The 16234-nt window shown below is 64.7% G+C and carries 13 protein-coding genes and 1 pseudogene; 5 read left to right on the forward strand and 9 right to left on the reverse strand.

Annotated features, from left to right (window positions below; all coding sequences use genetic code 11):
• The first annotated feature begins 67 nt into the window (after positions 1–67).
• Positions 68–1368: pseudogene (fucP, locus tag HY57_RS12685) on the forward strand (L-fucose:H+ symporter permease).
• The gene (locus HY57_RS12690) at positions 1365–1715 is read left to right on the forward strand and encodes an L-rhamnose mutarotase (RefSeq protein ID WP_019467194.1); all 351 of its coding nucleotides are present in this window, start codon (positions 1365–1367) and stop codon (positions 1713–1715) included. The pseudogene fucP and the gene HY57_RS12690 overlap by 4 nt, the downstream one beginning before the upstream one ends.
• Before the next feature lie 169 nt (positions 1716–1884).
• Here HY57_RS12690 and HY57_RS12695 read toward each other — a convergent pair whose 3' ends face one another.
• From HY57_RS12695 to HY57_RS12735, 9 genes are all read right to left on the reverse strand, one after another.
• Positions 1885–2379 carry a GNAT family N-acetyltransferase gene (locus HY57_RS12695; protein ID WP_026034265.1) on the reverse strand — a complete coding sequence of 165 codons (495 nt, stop codon included), beginning with the start codon at positions 2377–2379 and terminating at the stop codon, positions 1885–1887.
• The gene (locus HY57_RS12700) at positions 2376–2786 is read right to left on the reverse strand and encodes an ACT domain-containing protein (protein WP_038579778.1); all 411 of its coding nucleotides are present in this window, start codon (positions 2784–2786) and stop codon (positions 2376–2378) included. Before HY57_RS12700 ends, HY57_RS12695 begins: the two co-directional genes overlap by 4 nt.
• A gap of 273 nt (positions 2787–3059) precedes the next feature.
• Entirely contained in the window at positions 3060–4643 is a 1584-nt protein-coding gene (locus HY57_RS12705) for a family 20 glycosylhydrolase (RefSeq protein WP_158407930.1), read from the reverse strand.
• Between the two features lie 217 nt (positions 4644–4860).
• Complete coding sequence (locus tag HY57_RS12710; protein ID WP_038579781.1) at positions 4861–6006, reverse strand: alpha-hydroxy acid oxidase; 1146 nt, start codon at positions 6004–6006, stop codon at positions 4861–4863.
• 3 nt (positions 6007–6009) lie between these two features.
• The gene (locus HY57_RS12715; protein WP_019467189.1) at positions 6010–7329 is read right to left on the reverse strand and encodes an enolase C-terminal domain-like protein; all 1320 of its coding nucleotides are present in this window, start codon (positions 7327–7329) and stop codon (positions 6010–6012) included.
• Between the two features lie 54 nt (positions 7330–7383).
• On the reverse strand, positions 7384–8241 hold the full coding sequence (locus HY57_RS12720) for a fumarylacetoacetate hydrolase family protein (protein WP_019467188.1): 858 nt from the start codon (positions 8239–8241) through the stop codon (positions 7384–7386).
• A 13-nt stretch (positions 8242–8254) separates the two neighbouring features.
• Positions 8255–9001 (reverse strand): SDR family oxidoreductase, encoded by a 747-nt coding sequence (locus HY57_RS12725; protein WP_019467187.1) that lies wholly within the window; start codon positions 8999–9001, stop codon positions 8255–8257.
• Positions 9002–9050: 49 nt separating this feature from the next.
• Positions 9051–9899 (reverse strand): amidohydrolase family protein, encoded by an 849-nt coding sequence (locus HY57_RS12730; RefSeq protein WP_019467186.1) that lies wholly within the window; start codon positions 9897–9899, stop codon positions 9051–9053.
• Positions 9896–10921, reverse strand: coding sequence for an aldo/keto reductase (locus tag HY57_RS12735; RefSeq protein WP_019467185.1), 1026 nt, complete (start codon positions 10919–10921; stop codon positions 9896–9898). The genes HY57_RS12730 and HY57_RS12735 overlap by 4 nt, the downstream gene beginning before the upstream one ends.
• Positions 10922–11207: 286 nt before the next feature.
• Between HY57_RS12735 and HY57_RS12740 the strand changes: the two genes are divergently transcribed.
• Genes HY57_RS12740 through HY57_RS12750 form a run of 3 tightly spaced genes read left to right on the forward strand, consistent with a single transcriptional unit; the run spans position 11208 to position 16199 of the window.
• The gene (locus HY57_RS12740) at positions 11208–12836 is read left to right on the forward strand and encodes an alpha-L-fucosidase (RefSeq protein ID WP_019467184.1); all 1629 of its coding nucleotides are present in this window, start codon (positions 11208–11210) and stop codon (positions 12834–12836) included.
• An 8-nt stretch (positions 12837–12844) separates the two neighbouring features.
• Positions 12845–13891, forward strand: a complete 1047-nt coding sequence (locus HY57_RS12745) for a glycosyl hydrolase family 18 protein (RefSeq protein WP_019467183.1) — start codon at positions 12845–12847, stop codon at positions 13889–13891.
• Positions 13878–16199 (forward strand): family 20 glycosylhydrolase, encoded by a 2322-nt coding sequence (locus HY57_RS12750; RefSeq protein ID WP_050997988.1) that lies wholly within the window; start codon positions 13878–13880, stop codon positions 16197–16199. Before HY57_RS12745 ends, HY57_RS12750 begins: the two co-directional genes overlap by 14 nt.
• Positions 16200–16234 lie beyond the last annotated feature (35 nt).

Consider the following 16234-nt stretch of genomic DNA (forward strand, 5'->3'; position numbering starts at 1 on the left):
ATATTTGCACACATGTCGCGCCCGGTGCAGCAGGGCCACATTCGCCAATCGACGGAGGATGACATCTATGCACCCACAAGCCGCATCGACAACGGCGGGTGGTCACTTCCGGAGCAGCACGCCACTGCTGCCGCTTGCGCTGATCGTAAGTCTTTTTTTCTGTGGGGCGTGGCTAACAACCTCAACGATGTGCTGGTGGCGCAGTTCAAGAAGGCGTTCACGCTATCGGATTTCCAGGCCGCGCTGGTGCAAAGCGCCTTCTATCTTGGCTATTTCATCGTCGCGCTCCCCGCGGGTGCCTACATGCGGCGATATGGCTACAAGTCCGCCGTGGTGTTCGGCTTGTGCCTGTATGGCGTGGGCGCCTTGTTGTTCTGGCCGGCGGCGGCATACGCCACCTATGCCATGTTCCTTGCGGCCTTGTTTGTCATCGCGTGCGGGCTGGCGTTTCTCGAGACTTCGGCAAACCCCTACGTCACCTTACTGGGGCCGGCATCGTCGGCGGCTTCACGACTCAATCTCGCCCAGGCCTTCAATCCGCTGGGGTCGATCGCGGGCGTGCTGATCGGACAGCATTTCATCTTTACGGGCGTGGAGCACACGCCTGCGGAACTCGCTGCCATGAGCACGGGCGCACGCGAGGCCTTCATGAAGAGCGAGGCCGCGGCCGTGCAGCTGCCTTACCTGGTGATCGGCCTGGGCGTGATCGTCTGGGCCGTGGTGATCGTGTTGACGCGCTTCCCTTCGGTGGCGCACCACGAGGAGGGCGCGCCAGCGCCGCTCAACGTGCTCAGGCGCCTGCTGCGTGACGGGCGTCTGCTCGGCGCTGTCGCGGCGCAGTTCTTTTACGTGGGTGCGCAGGTCGCCGTGTTCAGTCACATGATCCGCTACGCCGAGGCGACCATGCCGGGCACCGTGGACAAGGCCGCCGCCGGCTTCGTCACGGCGGGGCTGGTCTGCTTCATGGTGGGGCGCTTTGCCGGTGCGGCACTGATGAAACACCTGAAGGCGTCGCGCGTGCTCGCGCTGTTCGCCTTGATCAACGTGGTGCTGATGGTCATGGCGGCCTTCGTTCCTGGCCGTCTGGGCATCTACGCCTTGGTGGTGTCGAGCTTCTTCATGTCGGTGATGTATCCCACCATCTTCGCGCTGGGCGTGGAGGGGCGTGGCGATGACGAGCGCAAGTTCGCCGCCGCACTGCTGGTGATGGCCATCATCGGCGGCGCGGTGCTCACTGCGGCCATGGGCGTGGCATCGGACCGTGTCGGCATCGCGCACGCGATGCTCGTGCCGGCCGTCTGTTTCATCGCGATCTTCCTGTTTGCGCAGCAGCAGTGGCAGCGCGTGACGGCCGGGGCGGTGGCATGAACTGGCAATGCCTGGCGCTGGACCTGCGCGACGATCCCGCGCTCATTGCCGAGTACGAACGCTGGCATCGTCGCGAGCACATCTGGCCGGAGATCGTCGCATCGATTCGCGAGGCGGGCATCCTGGACATGCAGATCTTCCGCACGGGTACACGGCTGGTCATGCTGATGCGCGTGTCGCCGGATTTCGATGCCGGCGCCAAGGCGGCAGCGGACGCGGCCAGCGAGCGCGTGCAGGCATGGGAGGCATTGATGTCCACCTTCCAGCAGCCGCTGCCGTGGGCGGCCGCGGGACAGAAGTGGGTGCCGATGCAGCGGATTTTCGACCTGGCCGAATGCCGGGCCTGATCCGCTGCGGATGACGGTGACGACCGGACAGCGTTCCGGCACGTTGCGGACAAAACGCTAGCGTTGGCCAACCGGCTGCGGTTGGCCAGCCCGGGCCCTCAGAAGGGTCCGCTTTGGATCGAAAGCAGGCGTAGTGCTGTATCCGAATCCGCCCAAGACCGGCGACCTGTCAATTGGCCATCGTGGGCAGCACCATACCCCATGAAAATCCACCCGCCCGGTTCGCGCTGCGAGATCCGGAAACCTTGCGGAAGCCGACGCTCTCGTAAAGGTGAATAGCAGGGTTGCCTTCTCTGACACTCAGGCATAGTCCAACATGTCGCTTACGCGCTGCTTCAATCAGGCCGCACAACAGTTTCCGCCCCACGCCCTGGCCTCGGTATGGCGCTGAAACACCCATCGCCAGCTCGGCGGTTCGTTCGTCCATGTAATAACCGGCGGGCTCCTCCGGGGTGAACTGGCGGGCCCAGGCTGCTCCAACCAAGTGGCCCTGGTGCCTTGCCACAACACCGAAATCGCCTGCACGCGGCCATCCCACCAGATGCGATGCGACGAGAGGTGTCGTGCGCGCCGTCTCCACGTTGTCCTCCTGCGCGGCCATGGCGAGAAACGGCCACAGGCTTTCGGCACCTTCAAGCGCGGCATCCTGCATATGGACCTTCAAGCGGGGATCCTCATGTTGACGATCCTGTGGCCAGCTTCCTGCAAAAGCACACATGCCCTGTCGAGACAGTCCTTCTTCAGAAGCAGGCAGTCGCCATCGAAGGTGGAAACCACAAACACGCCAAGGCCGCCTTCCGAGAGAGGTTGAATGACCGAAAGCACGATGCCTGTTTCGTCAAACGCGAACGGTCCGAGAAACTTGATGCAGCGCCAGCCGGGATCGGATCGAACGCCGGGCGGCACGCGCTCCTGAAGGCAAACGATCGACAACTCATCACCATGGCGTGAGATGGAAACAAAGCCCGCGCCATCCGCCCACGCCGGCACAGCGTCGCTCCCATCCAGTCGGGACACACTGTAGTTACCTTCCAGAAGCTCAAGCCTTACCGACTTTCGTGCTGCAGGCATGTCGTCCCCGCGTCATATGATGTGATGTGCCGAAGCCGTTCCCAAAATGGCGGTGCCGCCACTTGCTCGTCCCATTCGATGAGTCCGCTTCGGGTCGAAAGCGGACATTAGTGATCCCTTTGGCGATCAATTGAACTCTGGCGGGGAAAGCGCGGAACGTACTTAAGCGTCCGTTACTGGCCAAACACCGGGGTCAAGCTCACTTCCGAGCCATGCAAAGAAGTGAACCCGTCCCGTTTCTTTTGAACACCGCACCGACGGAAATACACCCCTTTAGAGAAGTGGACTGTTTCCCTGCTCGCGGGTCGCCTCGGGACCGTACTGGAGCAACTGGATGCTTGGATGCAGTGTGGCGTAGTCCACGCGTTTCCCGGAAGCATCCTCGGCCTGACCGCGCCAGAACAACTGGCCAGCCGCAGGGATGGCGTCCTTGATGAGTCCGTTGACGGTCGTCGCGTAGCTGTAGTCCTTGGTGCCCTTGTCATTCCACACGGCAATCTGCCCACCGACCGGCCCGGTCGATGCACTGCTGCCTGCTGGCAGGCGCTTGTCCCAACCGTCGTACAGCGCATCGCCGCGCAGGCCGTTCGGATTGAAGTACGAAGGGCCAAGCGGGACGACATACCAGTCGCCGAATGACTCGACCCAGGTGAATCCCCGGTCGCCCCAATTGATCTTTGCCTCGTCTCCCCAGTTGATCCAGCGCTGGACGACGAAGGATTTGTCCAGCCCGCCAGCCATCTCGGCACTACCCCAGATTTCGATCTTCTTGCCGTGTTGCTGCAGGAAATGGCCCAGCTTATTCAGGTAGTCAACCTGCGCCGCCAGATCGACTTTGCCGCCGTTGACGTTGACCTCGTCCCCGCCAATGTGGATGACGCTGGATCGAAACCAGGGAAGGAATTCAGTAAAGACCGACTCGACGTAGCCGAGTGTTTGCGGCTTGGTCGGATCAAGTGTGCCGCCCGCAGGCGAGTCACCCGGATAAGCAAGATCCGGGCGCGCAAGCACAAACGCCCCCGAATGCCCTGGCGTGTCAATCTCCGGAACAATGGTGACGCCGTTGGCGGCTGCGGTCTGTTCCAGCGCGTTCCAGTCGGCACGGGTGTAGTAGTGACCATCCACAGGCACCAGCCCGGCAAAGGCAGGGTTGTCACTCTTCAGGCGAAACGCCCGGCTCGACCATGATTTCTTGTCGTCGCTATGCACCTGATCATTGAGGTGGAGATGCAGCGTGTTGAGCTTGTACCAACCCATGAAGCGCATATAGCTCTGCAAGAAGGCGACGTCAGCGAATTTCCTCCCGACGTCGAACATGACGGAGCGTTCGCGATAACGCGGAAAGTCGACGGCATGGCCGCGAGGAAGCGCGTGGAGTTTTCCCTCGGGCCGGCTCTCCAGCACGAGCATCTGGAGCAACGTGCGCCCGGCGTAGAACACGCCATTCTGGGTGTTCGCACAGAGGGTGACGTGAGCATCGATATCAAGCGTGTACCCCTCCGGACCAATGGACGGGGACGAAGACCCGCACTCGCCGATACGCAGAACGATGTCATGGCGCGTGGCGTGGTTTCCGATCGCCACAGCTGCCTTCATCCCGGTCAGTGACTGGATATCGCGGGCCAGCTCTTCAGCCATCGGCTTGAGTGCAGTGGCGTGCGCTGGGTCGATGAGCAGGCGGGTGTGGCCGTCTACCCCCCATTTACCTTCTCCGCCTTGCCACTGCTGGAGGGTTGGCACCACCAGCGGCGCGGCGTTGCCCGATTCCGCGGACGCGCCGCCCACCTTTGCTTCACCAGCGATGCTCTGTGTGGCAAGCAGGAATAAACACGCTCCCCACGCGACCCTGCGACTCATCCCCGCCATTGAAACGCCACCTCCGCTCCAGGGTATCCATGATCTTTCGATGGCCGATCGTACCCTCAATCAATCCGCGGATGCCGAGGTGTCCGCTGTGGATCGAGAGCAGACCTTTCCCGAATATCGCCGCCAGCACCTCTTGCACCCATGACGGACACCAGAGGGGAATTCAGAACGTGGCGAAATCGACGTTTAACCTGACGAGAGTCCGCAGTCAGCTGCCGCGCCAGATGACGTCACGCGAGATGCGTGCGGCATCGCGCTGCCCGGTCAGCGCCATGGTGACGCTCAGTTCGCGCCGGATCAGTTCGATCGCTTGTGTCACGCCTTGCTGGCCGTTTGCGCCCAGGCCGTAGAGAAACGCCTTGCCGATCAGCCCGGCCCGTGCGCCCAGCGCCAAGGCCTTGAGCAGATCCTGGCCGCTGGTGATGCCGCTGTCGAACAACACTTCCGTGCGGCCCTCGACGGCATCGACGATGGCAGGAAGAACATCGATGGTGCCGGGCGCACCGTCGAGTTGCCGGCCGCCGTGGTTGGATACCACGATGGCATCGACGCCGTGCTGCACGGCAAGGCGCGCGTCCTCCGGGTCCAGGATGCCCTTGATGATCAGCTTGCCCGGCCATTCCTCGCGGATCCACGCCAGGTCGTCCCAGTTCAAGGTGGGGTCGAACTGGCTGGCGATCCACTGCGCCAGCGTGGTCAGGCTGTCCGCGCCGCCGATGCGTCCCTCGAGATTGCCGAACGATCGACTGGGTGCCTTGAGTACGTGCCAGGCCCAGCGCGGCTTGCTGGCGATGTCGAGCAGGTTGCGCAGCGTGACCTTGGGCGGCACGGAGAGGCCGTTCTTGATCTCGCGGTGCCGCTGTCCCTGCACGGTGAGGTCGGCCGTCAGCATCAGTGCGGAACACTGTGCGGCGCGGGCGCGCCGGATCAGTTCGCGGGTGTAGCCGCGGTCGCGCATCACGTACACCTGGAACCAGAACGGCGTATCGCAGGCGGCGCGCACCTGCTCGATGGAGCAGATGGACATGGTGCTGAGGCAGAACGGGATGCCCGCGTCGGCCGCCGCGCGTGCGCCGTGGATTTCACCGCTGCCGTGCTGCAGGCCGGTCAAGCCGGTTGGTGCAATGGCCAGCGGCATGCTGACCGGCGCGCCGAGAAGGGTCGTCGCCAGCGAGCGGTTGTCCACGTCCTGCATGACGCGCTGGCGAAGCTGCAGCCGGTCCAGCGCGCGACGGTTCTCGTGCAGCGTGGTTTCATCGTACGAGCCGCGGTCGGCGTATTCGAAGAAGGCGCGGGGCACCCGCCGGCGGGCGAGCTCGCGGAGGTCGGCGATATTCGTCACAGGCGTTTTCATGGCTTACCCCACTGCGGTCTTGGGTGCGTCCTTCCACACGATGCCGTCGGGAAACAGGTGGTCGCGCACCGAGGCTTCGTGCATGCGGGCGGAGAAGCCCGCCGCCGTCGGCGCCAGGTAGCGGCCCTTGGCGATGGTCACCGGGTCCTCGAAATGCTCGTGCAGGTGGTCGACGAACTCGATGGCGCGATCTTCCTTCTTGCCGGTGATCGTCACGAAATCCGCCATCGCCAGATGCTGCACCAGTTCGCACAGCCCCACGCCGCCCGCATGCGGGAACACGCGCACGCCGAAGCGGGCGGCCAGCAGCAGGATAGCGAGGTTCTCGTTGACGCCACCCACGCGTGCCGCGTCGATCTGGATGAGATCGACGGCCTGAGCCTGTAGCAATTGCTTAAAGAGTACGCGGTTCTGCCCGTGCTCGCCGGTGGAAATGGGGGTGGGTGATACGCCGCGGCGGATGGCGGCGTGGCCGAGTACGTCGTCGGGGTTGGTGGGCTCCTCGACCCAGGCCAGGCCGATGTCCTTCAGTGGCTTCAGCCATTCGATGGCCGTCTGGACGTCCCAGCGCTGGTTGGCGTCGACGGCAATGGCGATATCCGGGCCTACCGCTTCACGGGCGAGCCGGCAGCGCCGCAGGTCGTCCTCCATGCGCAGCCCCACCTTGAGCTTGATGGTGCGGAAACCGTCGGCCACGGCCTGGATGGCGAGGCGCTGCATCTTTTCGTCGGAGTAGCCCAGCCAGCCCGGCGAGGTGGTGTAGGCGGGGTAGCCCTCGGCTTCGAGCTGCGCGATGCGCGCCTGTTTGTGGGGCTCGGCCTCGCGCAGGATGGCCAGCGCCTGCTCGGGCGTGAGTGCATCGGTGATGTAGCGGAAGTCGATCTGCTCGACGATCTGCTCTGGCGTCATGTCCGCGATGAAGCGCCACACGGGCTTATTCGCCCTGCGTGCGGCCAGATCCCATGCGGCATTGATGACGGCGCCGATCGCCATGTGCATCACGCCTTTTTCGGGGCCGAGCCAGCGCAGTTGCGAGTCGCCGGTCAGGTCGCGTGCGAAGGCGCCCAGGTTGTCCGCGATATCTGCGACGCCGCGGCCGACCACCAGGGGCCGCAGTGCGGATAGCGCCGCGGTCTGGATGTCGTTGCCGCGGCCGATGGTGAACACCAGTCCGTAGCCCGCCAGGCCATCGGGTGCATCGGTTTTCAGCACGACGTAGGCGGCGGAATAGTCAGGGTCGGGGTTCATGGCATCCGAGCCATCGTGCGCCAGCGACGTGGGAAAACGGACGTCGAAGGTTTCCAGGGCGGTGATCTTCACCATCGTGTCCGGCCTCCGGTGCCGGGTGCTCAATGTAGGGAATGGCCCGGGAAGGGCTTATGCGCGCGACGCGGGATGGGCGATCACGTCCTGCCGCTGCCGTCCAAGGCCTTCGATGCCCAGTTCGATCACGTCGCCGGGCTTCAGGTAGGTGGGCGGATGCAGGCCTAGGCCGACGCCCGCGGGCGTTCCCGTGCTGATGACGTCGCCCGGCATCAAGGTCATGTAGCGGCTGATGTAGCTCACCAGGTGCGCCACGCCGAACACCATCGTGCGCGTATTACCGTGCTGGTATCGATGGCCGTTCACTTCGAGCCAGAGAGAAAGGTTCTGTGGGTCGGCGACTTCGTCTTTGGTGACCAGCCACGGGCCGATCGGCCCGAAGCTGTCGCAGCTCTTGCCTTTGACCCATTGGCCGCCGTGCTCGAGCTGGAACTCACGTTCGGACACATCGTTGATGACGGCGTAGCCGGCCACGTGATCGAGAGCCTGGTCGATGGAGACATCGCGGGTCACCTCGCCGATGATTACACCAAGCTCCACTTCCCAGTCGGTCTTCACCGAGCCGCGAGGAATCACGATGGGGTCGTTGGCGCCACCGATGGCCGTGGTGGCTTTCATGAAAAGCACGGGCTGCTCGGGCACGGGTGCATTCGTTTCCGCGGCGTGGTCGGCGTAATTCATGCCCACGCAGAGCATCTTGCCCACGTGCGCCACGGGCGTGCCGAAGCGCGGCGAGCCTTCGACCAGGGGCAGGGTGGCAGGGGCGATCGCCATCAGCTTGCGCAATCCGTCGCGTCCAAGCACGTCGGCGCTGATGTCGCTGATCACGCCAGAGAGATCGCGGATGGCGCCATGGCCATCGATCAGGCCGGGCTTTTCCGCGCCGGGGTTTCCGTAACGGCAGAGTTTCATGCAGATGCTTCCATCAGTTCGACCAGCCGCCATCCACGACGTGGATGGTGCCGGTGGTAAAGGACGATTCGTCGGAGGCGAGGTAGAGCGCGAGCGCGGCGATTTCCTCGGGCGAGCCCAGGCGCCCCATGGGCTGCCGCGCGGTGAAGCCACGCCATGCGGCCTCTTCATCGCCGCCCAGTGCGCGCACGCGCTCGGCGAGCGAGGGTGTTTTCACCGTGCCCGGGCAGATGGCGTTGCAGCGGATGCCGGCGGCGACGTAGTCGGCGGCGATGGCGCGCGTGAGCCCGATCACCGCCGCCTTGGTCGTGCCGTAGGCGAAGCGGTTGGGCACGCCCTTGATGCTGGATGCGACCGAGGACATGTTGATGATGCTGCCGGCGCCGCGTTCGATCATGCCGGGAAGCAAGGCGCGGCACAGGTGGAACATGCTGTCCACGTTGATGGCGAACGAGCGTCGCCAACTGGCGTCGTCCGTCTCGAGAATGGTGCCGGCGTGCACGTAGCCGGCGCAGTTGAACAGCACGTCGACGCGCCCGGCGACGCCGGCCAGCGACTGGATCGCCGTGGCATCGGTGACGTCGAGCGTCTGCGTGCGGATGGACGGATGGCTTTGCGCGAGCGAGGCGAGGCTGTCCTGGGAGATGTCCGTGGCCAGTACCGTGGCCCCGGCTTCGGCGAAGGCGAGGGCGGTGGCCCGCCCGATGCCCGCGCCGGCGGCCGTTACCAGTGCATGTTTGCCGCTCAGGCGTCCGCTCATGCGTGGTCTCCTGCGTGGATGGAAGCATGGCCCGTCGTGGGGTGCGTGTTCATGCTGTTCTCGCCGATGCCGTCGTGCGGCCGTTGAGTGAATAGATCGCCCTGGCGGTGGCGCCGAACACCGCTGCCTCGTGGCGCGGCGCGAACCGTCGGGTCAGTGCTTGCGCGCAGGCCTTCCACTGCTCGTACGTCGCGTGTGTGGTCAGCACGGGCCAGTCGCTGCCCCACATCACGCGCTGGCCGCCAAAGCTCTCGAAGATGTGCGCGGCGTAAGGCTCGATGGCCGTCGTGTCGCCCTGCGCGTCGGTCAACGTCAACAGGCCGGACAGCTTGCAGACCACATCGGGCACCTGGGCGACGCGCGCGATGGCGCCGGCCCATTCCGCGAATGCCCGGCGAGCGATGTTCGGCTTGGCGCCGTGATCGACCACGGTGATCAGCCCGGGGTGCCGGGTGAGTCGCTGGGAAAGCGCGCGCAGGTGCCGGTTGTCCACCAGTGCGTCGAACACCAGGCCGTGGTCGCGCACGCAGTCGAAGGCGCGGTCGAGCGAGGGCCTGGCCAGCCATTCCGTATCGGGAATGTCCTGCACCATCGGGCGGATGCCGCACAGCAATCCCTGGCCCTGCTCGACGAGCGCGGCGATGCGCTGCGTCGCATCCGCGGCCTCCATATCCACCCAGCCGACCACGCCGAGCACGCCTTTGGTCTGGCGCGCGAGATCGAACAGGAACAAGGTCTCGCGCTCATCCGGTGCCGCCTGCACGAGGATGCAGGCGTCTTGCGTTGCATTCATGTCGGCGGGCAGGAACGGCCGCTGCAGTGCGGCCGGGGCGTGCGCGAGCCAGTCGTACTGTAGTCGCGAGGGATCCCAGTAATGGCGGTGCGCGTCGATGATCATGGCGTGGGCACTCCCGCATCGAGCAGGCCTTCCTCGACCAGGGTTGCCCAGGTGGCCGCGGGAACCGTCGCGCGCATGCGTTCGATGGCGCTGTCGACTTCGTCGACGGAACGCAGGCCGCACACGACTTTCGCCACGGCCGGATGCGCCAGCGGAAATTGCAGTGCGGCCTCGCCCACGGTGGCGCCGGTGCATGCGCATACGTCATAGAACCGCTGTGCGCGTGCCCGGGTGGCAGGCGATGCGGGTGCATAGTCGTAGGTGTCGCCGGGGCCGGTGTCTGCGCCGAGCAGGCCTGAGTTATAGGGGCCCGCAATCAGTACCGCCACGCCGCCCGCCTGGGCTCTTGCCATCACCGACCTGCTGTGTGCCTGCTCGAAGAGCGTATAGCGGCCCGCCAGCATGATGGCGTCCAGCGGGAAGCGTTGCATCACCTCCAGGCACACGGCTTCCTCGTTGACGCCAAGGCCGATCGCGCCAACGACACCCTGGTCGCGCAGCTCGGCCATCGCCGGCAGTGCTTCGTCCAGTGCTTGCGCGAGCACTTCAGGGTGGCGCGGACCGTGCGTCAGTTCGCCGATGTCGTGCAGTAACAGCAGGTCGATGCGTTCGGTGCGCAATCGCCGGAGGCTGCTTTCCAGGCTGCGGAGTACCCCGTCCCGCGTGTAATTGAAATGCGCGCGGCACCCGTCGACTGCGAAACCGTCACTGCGATCCCGTCGATCATGGTCGGCGCCGATGAGCCGGCCCACCTTGGTCGACAGCGTATAGCTGGAGCGCTCGACGCCTTCGAGAGCGTTGCCGATGCGGGTTTCGCTAAGGCCGTAGCCGTAATAGGGCGCGGTATCGAAATGCCGTATGCCTGCGCGCCAGGCGTGTGCGATGGCGTCGCGGGCGGCCTCGTCGTCTACGCCGGTGTAGAGATTGCCGGCCGGGGCCCCGCCAAACGCGAGCGCTGCCAGCCGGTGGCTGCCTGCCTCGGACTTGCCGGGTGGATTCTGTTCTTGCTGCTGAGCCGGCATCGAAGCTCCCGGGCTTGCCTCCCCAGAGGCGAGAAAGTGCGTGATGGCGCCCCGGCCGCGTGGGTCGGGCTGTCTCGTCCCCATCCTACTACTTGTGCACTGATAAAAACTAGGTTTATATATGATCGCGAAAGGTGAGGGGTGACGCAGTGCGGCGCATGGGGATGGCGCTGGCTGCCGTACGCGATGAAGCCCCTCCTGATCGCCTGTTAATGCTTGTTTGTCAGCAGATGTGCCCGGCCACGCTTCGGCGGCGCCCACTTCCTTCCAACCGGGGCAAGCAACCATGATGAAACCCGTCGCCCGCTGCGCCGTGCTCGCCGGCTGGCTCGCGTGCACCGCCGCGCTGGCGCAGTCCGCCACTGCGCCCACCGCGGATACCTTGTCGCCTGCCGCGCAGGACCATGCGTGGCAGCAGGCTGCAGCAAAGTTCGACCCGCAGCGAAAGGCCGTCCTCGATCGCGTGGCGAAGGCTGCCGGCCAGGGGCCATTCCGCGGCGACTGGGTGTCGCTGCAGACCTACCGCTCGCCTGCGTGGTACGACGATGCCAAGTTCGGCATCTTCATCCACTGGGGTGTCTATTCAGTGCCGGCGTTCGGCAGCGAGTGGTATTCGCGCAACATGTATCAGCAGGGCACGAAGGAGTTCGCCCACCACGTGGCGACGTACGGCCCGCAGTCGACGTTCGGCTACAAGGACTTCGTGCCGATGTTCAAGGCCGAGCACTTCGACCCGCGGGCATGGGCGCAGCTTTTCCATGATGCCGGTGCCCGCTATGTCGTGCCCGTGGCCGAGCATCACGATGGCTTTGCCATGTACGACTCCAAGCTGTCGGACTGGACGGCCGTCAAGAAGGGCCCGAAGCGCGACGTGATCGGCGAGCTTGAGCACGCGGTGCGAGGGCAGGGTATGCGCTTTGGCGTGTCTTCCCATCGCGCCGAGCACGACTGGTTCTTCGATGGTGGCCGCCGGTTCGACTCGGACGTCAACGATCCGCACAACGCGGAGCTGTATGGCCCCGCGGTCGCCCATCTGAGCAAGGACGACCAGAACCTGGCGGATGACTGGACCTATGTCTCCCAGGCCTGGCTGGACGACTGGCTCGCGCGCACCGCGGAACTGGTCGATACCTACCACCCGGACCTGATCTATTTCGACTGGTGGATCGGCCACCCGACCTTCCGCAACACGCTGCCGACCCTGTTGTCGTACTACTACAACGAGGGCGCGAAGCGCGACGGCGTGGTGGTGAACTACAAGCTGGGCGATTTCCCGGAAGGCGCCGGCACGCTGGATATCGAGCGTGGCCAGTTGCAGGGCATCCATGCCGCGCACTGGCAGACGGATACCTCGATCAGCAACGACTCGTGGGGTTACATCGAGCACGACACATACAAGTCGCCGACCTTCATCATCCATCTGCTGGCGGATGTGGTGAGCAAGAACGGCAACCTGATGCTCAATGTCGGACCCCGCGCGGACGGCACCATTCCCGAGGGAGCGCAGGACACGCTGCGCAGCATCGGTCGCTGGCTGAAGGCCAATGGCGAGGCGATCTACGGCAGCAGGCCGTGGCGCACGTTTGGCGAAGGGCCGACCGAAGTGGCCAGCGGTACCTTCCAGGACACCAAGACCAAGCCATACACCGCCGAGGATTTCCGCTTCACCACCGGCCACGGCAAGCTCTATGCGATCGAGCTGGGCTGGCCCGCCGGAGCGCAGGCGGTGATCCATTCGATCAAGCCTGCCGACAAGGTGGCCAGCGTCGAGTCGGTGGCTGACCGCCGCTCCATTCCGTTCACGCAGGATGCCGACGGCTTGCATCTGCATCTTCCTTCCCACCCCATCGGCACGGATGCGTACGTCTACCGCATCAGCTTCTCCACGCCGAACTCGCTCAAGGCCGCACCATGAAACGATGGATGTTCCCAGCCCTGTGGCTGTGTCTCGCACTGGCGTCGACGAGCGCTTTTGCCAAAGCGCCCACGGCGTTGTTCTACATGATGGGTAGCCAGAAATCGATCAACTCGTTCGAAGCGCACATCGACAAGATCGACCTGCTGGTGCCGACGTGGTTCGGGGTGGATGAAAACGGCCTGGTGTCCGGCGGGCCCAACATGTATGTGCTCGATCTTGCCAAGGCGCATCACCTGCCGGTGATGCCGATCATCTCGGCCAATGGCGATCGCAAGAAGTTCCACGACCTGCTTGGCAACGAAACGGCAAAGCGCGCCATGATCGCCAGCATGGTCGAGCAGGCGAAGCGGTATGGCTTCTCCGGCTACCAGTTCGATTTCGAGAACATCGCCTGGACCGATCGCGACGCGCTCACCCTGTTGGCCCGGCAGACGGCCGATGCGCTGCACAAGCATGGCCTGAAGCTGTCGATGGCGGTGGTGCCCAATGCGCCGGGTCAGGCCGGCAATGGTCCCTTCAGCAAATGGATGTGGGAATACTGGCGCGGCGCCTACGACCTGAAGGCGCTGGGGCAGGTGCTCGACCTGGTCTGCCTGATGACCTACGACCAGCACACCCGCTGGACCACGCCCGGACCCGTGGCGGGCATGCCGTGGGTGATGGACAACCTTCAGTACGCGCTGAAGCTGGTGCCCAAGGAAAAGCTCTCGCTGGGCATCGGTCTGTACGGTTACCACTGGTTCGCTGGCAACCCGGTGGGGGAGGACGGCAAGGAGAGTTCGCACATCACCGCCGAGTACATCGACGCGGATGAGTCGTTCCCGCTGGCCAAACAGTTCCATGCCACCATGCAGTGGGATCCGGTGGAGCACGAATCGTGGTTCTACTTCTATCGCGATGGCATGCGTGAGTGGGTCTTCCTGCCTGATGCCCATGCCTTCCGGGACCGGTACGACGTGGTCAAGCAGTACGGTCTGGAGGGCTTTTGCGCTTGGGTGCTGGGCGCGGAAGATCCCAAGGTCTGGGAGGAGTTGCCCGATGCCATTCGCTAGGCCGTTGTGCAACGGCGTACAGGGAGCGGCGCTCGCCTGGCTGCTGGCCTTTGGTGGCGCTGCGCATGCCGCCACGCCGGCCATCATTCCCTTGCCTGCGCAGATGAAGGTGGAGCAGGGCAGTTATACGGTTACCAACGTTGTCGCCATCCATGTGGGGCCGGGCGATCGCCCTGCCGCCGACGCGGCACGCTACCTGGCGGAACTGCTGGGGCGCACGCGCGGCCTGTCCTTGACGGTGATCGAGGATGCGGCAGCGACGAGTCGTGGCGGCATCGTGATTCGCAGCGATGCCGCCGCCAGCGTCACCCAGGCGGAAGGCTACGTGCTTGATGTCGATGCACGCGGCATGAACATCCGTGCGCGCGATGCCGCGGGATTGTTCTACGGTGCCATCAGCGCCTGGCAATTGCTGACGCCCGATGGCGCACAAGGTGCGGTCGCCGTGCCCTATATGCATGTCGCCGACTGGCCGCGCTTCGCCTGGCGCGGCTTCATGCTCGATTCGGCGCGCCACTTCCAGTCGCCGGACGAGGTCAGGCGCCTGCTGGATGTGATGGCCCAGCACAAGCTCAATGTCTTCCACTGGCATCTCACCGATGACCAGGGCTGGCGGCTGGAAATCCGCCGCTATCCCCAGCTGACGCAGATCGGTGCGTGGCGCCAGCCGCCGGGCGAGGGCGCCAAGCCCTACGGTGGCTACTACACGCAGGCCGAGGTGAAGGACATCGTGGCCTACGCCGCGACCCGCCACATTACCGTCGTGCCGGAGATCGACATGCCGGGGCACGCGCAGGCCGCGGTGGCCTCTTATCCGGATGTCGGCGTGACGGGCGAGCGGCCGGCCGTATCGATCGACTGGGGCGTGAACCCCTATCTGTTCAACGTGGACGAGCACTCGATCACCTTCCTGCACAACGTGCTGGATGAGGTGATGGAGCTCTTTCCCTCCACCTACATTCATGTCGGTGGCGACGAAGCCATCAAGAACCAGTGGCAGGCCTCCGCCGCCGTGCAGGCGCGCATGCATGCGCTGGGCATCAAGGACGAGAATGCGCTGCAAAGCTGGTTCATCGAGCGCATGGGGCAATATCTGGCACAGCATGGCCGGCGCCTGATCGGCTGGGACGAGATCCTCGAGGGTGGCGTGCCGCCTTCCGCATCGGTCATGTCCTGGCGCGGCACGCAGGGTGCGATCGATGCGGCGCGCCTGGGGCACGACGTGGTGCTGTCACCCGCGCCGACGCTTTACCTCGACAACCTGCAAAGCGCGCGCAGCGATGAGCCGGCCGGGCGCGTGTCATTCCAGACACTCGCCAGCGTCTACCGTTTCGAGGCCGTGCCGGCGGAACTCTCCGCGGAGCAGGCAAAGCACGTGCTCGGCGCGCAGGCCAATCTCTGGACCGAGTACGTCACCGCGCCATGGCAGGTCGAGCACATGGCCTTTCCGCGTCTGGATGCACTTGCCGAGGCGGTGTGGACGCCCGTGAATGAGCGGCATTTCGATGATTTCGTGGCGCGGTTGCCTGCCCAGTTCGATCGCTACCAGCGATTGGGAATCACCTACGCCGACAGCGCCTTTGCCGTGGACATGCAGGCGCAGCGATCCGCCGGGGCAGGGAACAAGGCTGTCGTGTCGCTCGTGACGCAGGTGCCGTCCGGCACGATCCGGTACACGACGGATGGCAGCCTGCCAGTGGCCGGTTCGGCGATGTATCGCGAGCCGATCAAGGTCACGCTTCCCGTCACCATCAACGCGACGTCGTTTGCCGCCGATGGGCATGCGCTGGCGCGCGCACGCACGCATCGTTTCGATGCGCAGACGCTCGCAAGCATCGACAGCAGTGCCATGGAGGCATGCCCCAAGGGCGGCCTTGGCCTGCGCGTGCGATTGCTGCCGGACGCGACGGATCCGGCGCCGGTCTACAACGTCGATATCATGGACAGTTGCTGGATCGTGCCGAAGGTGGCGCTGGATGATGCATCCGCGATCGTCATCGACGGTGCATGGCTGGCGCGCAATTACGGACTGGCGGGCGATGCGTCCAAGGTGGTTTCCCGCGCCGCACATACGCCTCTGGGTGAATTCGAGGTCCACTTGGACCGTTGCGACGGACCGCTGATGGTCAGTCTGCCATTGCCGGCGGCGGCCGCGCCAGGCAGAACGTTCCGTGTCGACGGGACATGGTTGGCCCTCACCGGAACACACGATGTATGCGTGTTGTCCACGGCACCGATTCATGGGCCGCTGTCTGCCGTTGGTCGCGTGTCCTTCATCTCCCCCGCGACAGCTGGCGCAACACCGTGATATGCCAGCGGCGATGAGGTTGAGGCGCCCGATTC

This window comes from Dyella japonica A8, from assembly GCF_000725385.1.
Taxonomy (GTDB): domain Bacteria; phylum Pseudomonadota; class Gammaproteobacteria; order Xanthomonadales; family Rhodanobacteraceae; genus Dyella; species Dyella japonica_C.

Bases quoted from the DNA above. Each gene is read 5' to 3' on its own strand.
- HY57_RS12690 (WP_019467194.1), top strand. From the start codon at position 1,365: ATGAACTGGCAATGCCTGGCGCTGGACCTGCGCGACGATCCCGCGCTC.
- HY57_RS12700 (WP_038579778.1), bottom strand. From the start codon at position 2,786: ATGCCTGCAGCACGAAAGTCGGTAAGGCTTGAGCTTCTGGAAGGTAAC.
- HY57_RS12705 (WP_158407930.1), bottom strand. From the start codon at position 4,643: ATGAGTCGCAGGGTCGCGTGGGGAGCGTGTTTATTCCTGCTTGCCACA.
- HY57_RS12710 (WP_038579781.1), bottom strand. From the start codon at position 6,006: ATGAAAACGCCTGTGACGAATATCGCCGACCTCCGCGAGCTCGCCCGC.
- HY57_RS12715 (WP_019467189.1), bottom strand. From the start codon at position 7,329: ATGGTGAAGATCACCGCCCTGGAAACCTTCGACGTCCGTTTTCCCACG.
- HY57_RS12720 (WP_019467188.1), bottom strand. From the start codon at position 8,241: ATGAAACTCTGCCGTTACGGAAACCCCGGCGCGGAAAAGCCCGGCCTG.
- HY57_RS12725 (WP_019467187.1), bottom strand. From the start codon at position 9,001: ATGAGCGGACGCCTGAGCGGCAAACATGCACTGGTAACGGCCGCCGGC.
- HY57_RS12730 (WP_019467186.1), bottom strand. From the start codon at position 9,899: ATGATCATCGACGCGCACCGCCATTACTGGGATCCCTCGCGACTACAG.
- HY57_RS12735 (WP_019467185.1), bottom strand. From the start codon at position 10,921: ATGCCGGCTCAGCAGCAAGAACAGAATCCACCCGGCAAGTCCGAGGCA.
- HY57_RS12740 (WP_019467184.1), top strand. From the start codon at position 11,208: ATGATGAAACCCGTCGCCCGCTGCGCCGTGCTCGCCGGCTGGCTCGCG.
- HY57_RS12745 (WP_019467183.1), top strand. From the start codon at position 12,845: ATGTTCCCAGCCCTGTGGCTGTGTCTCGCACTGGCGTCGACGAGCGCT.
- HY57_RS12750 (WP_050997988.1), top strand. From the start codon at position 13,878: ATGCCATTCGCTAGGCCGTTGTGCAACGGCGTACAGGGAGCGGCGCTC.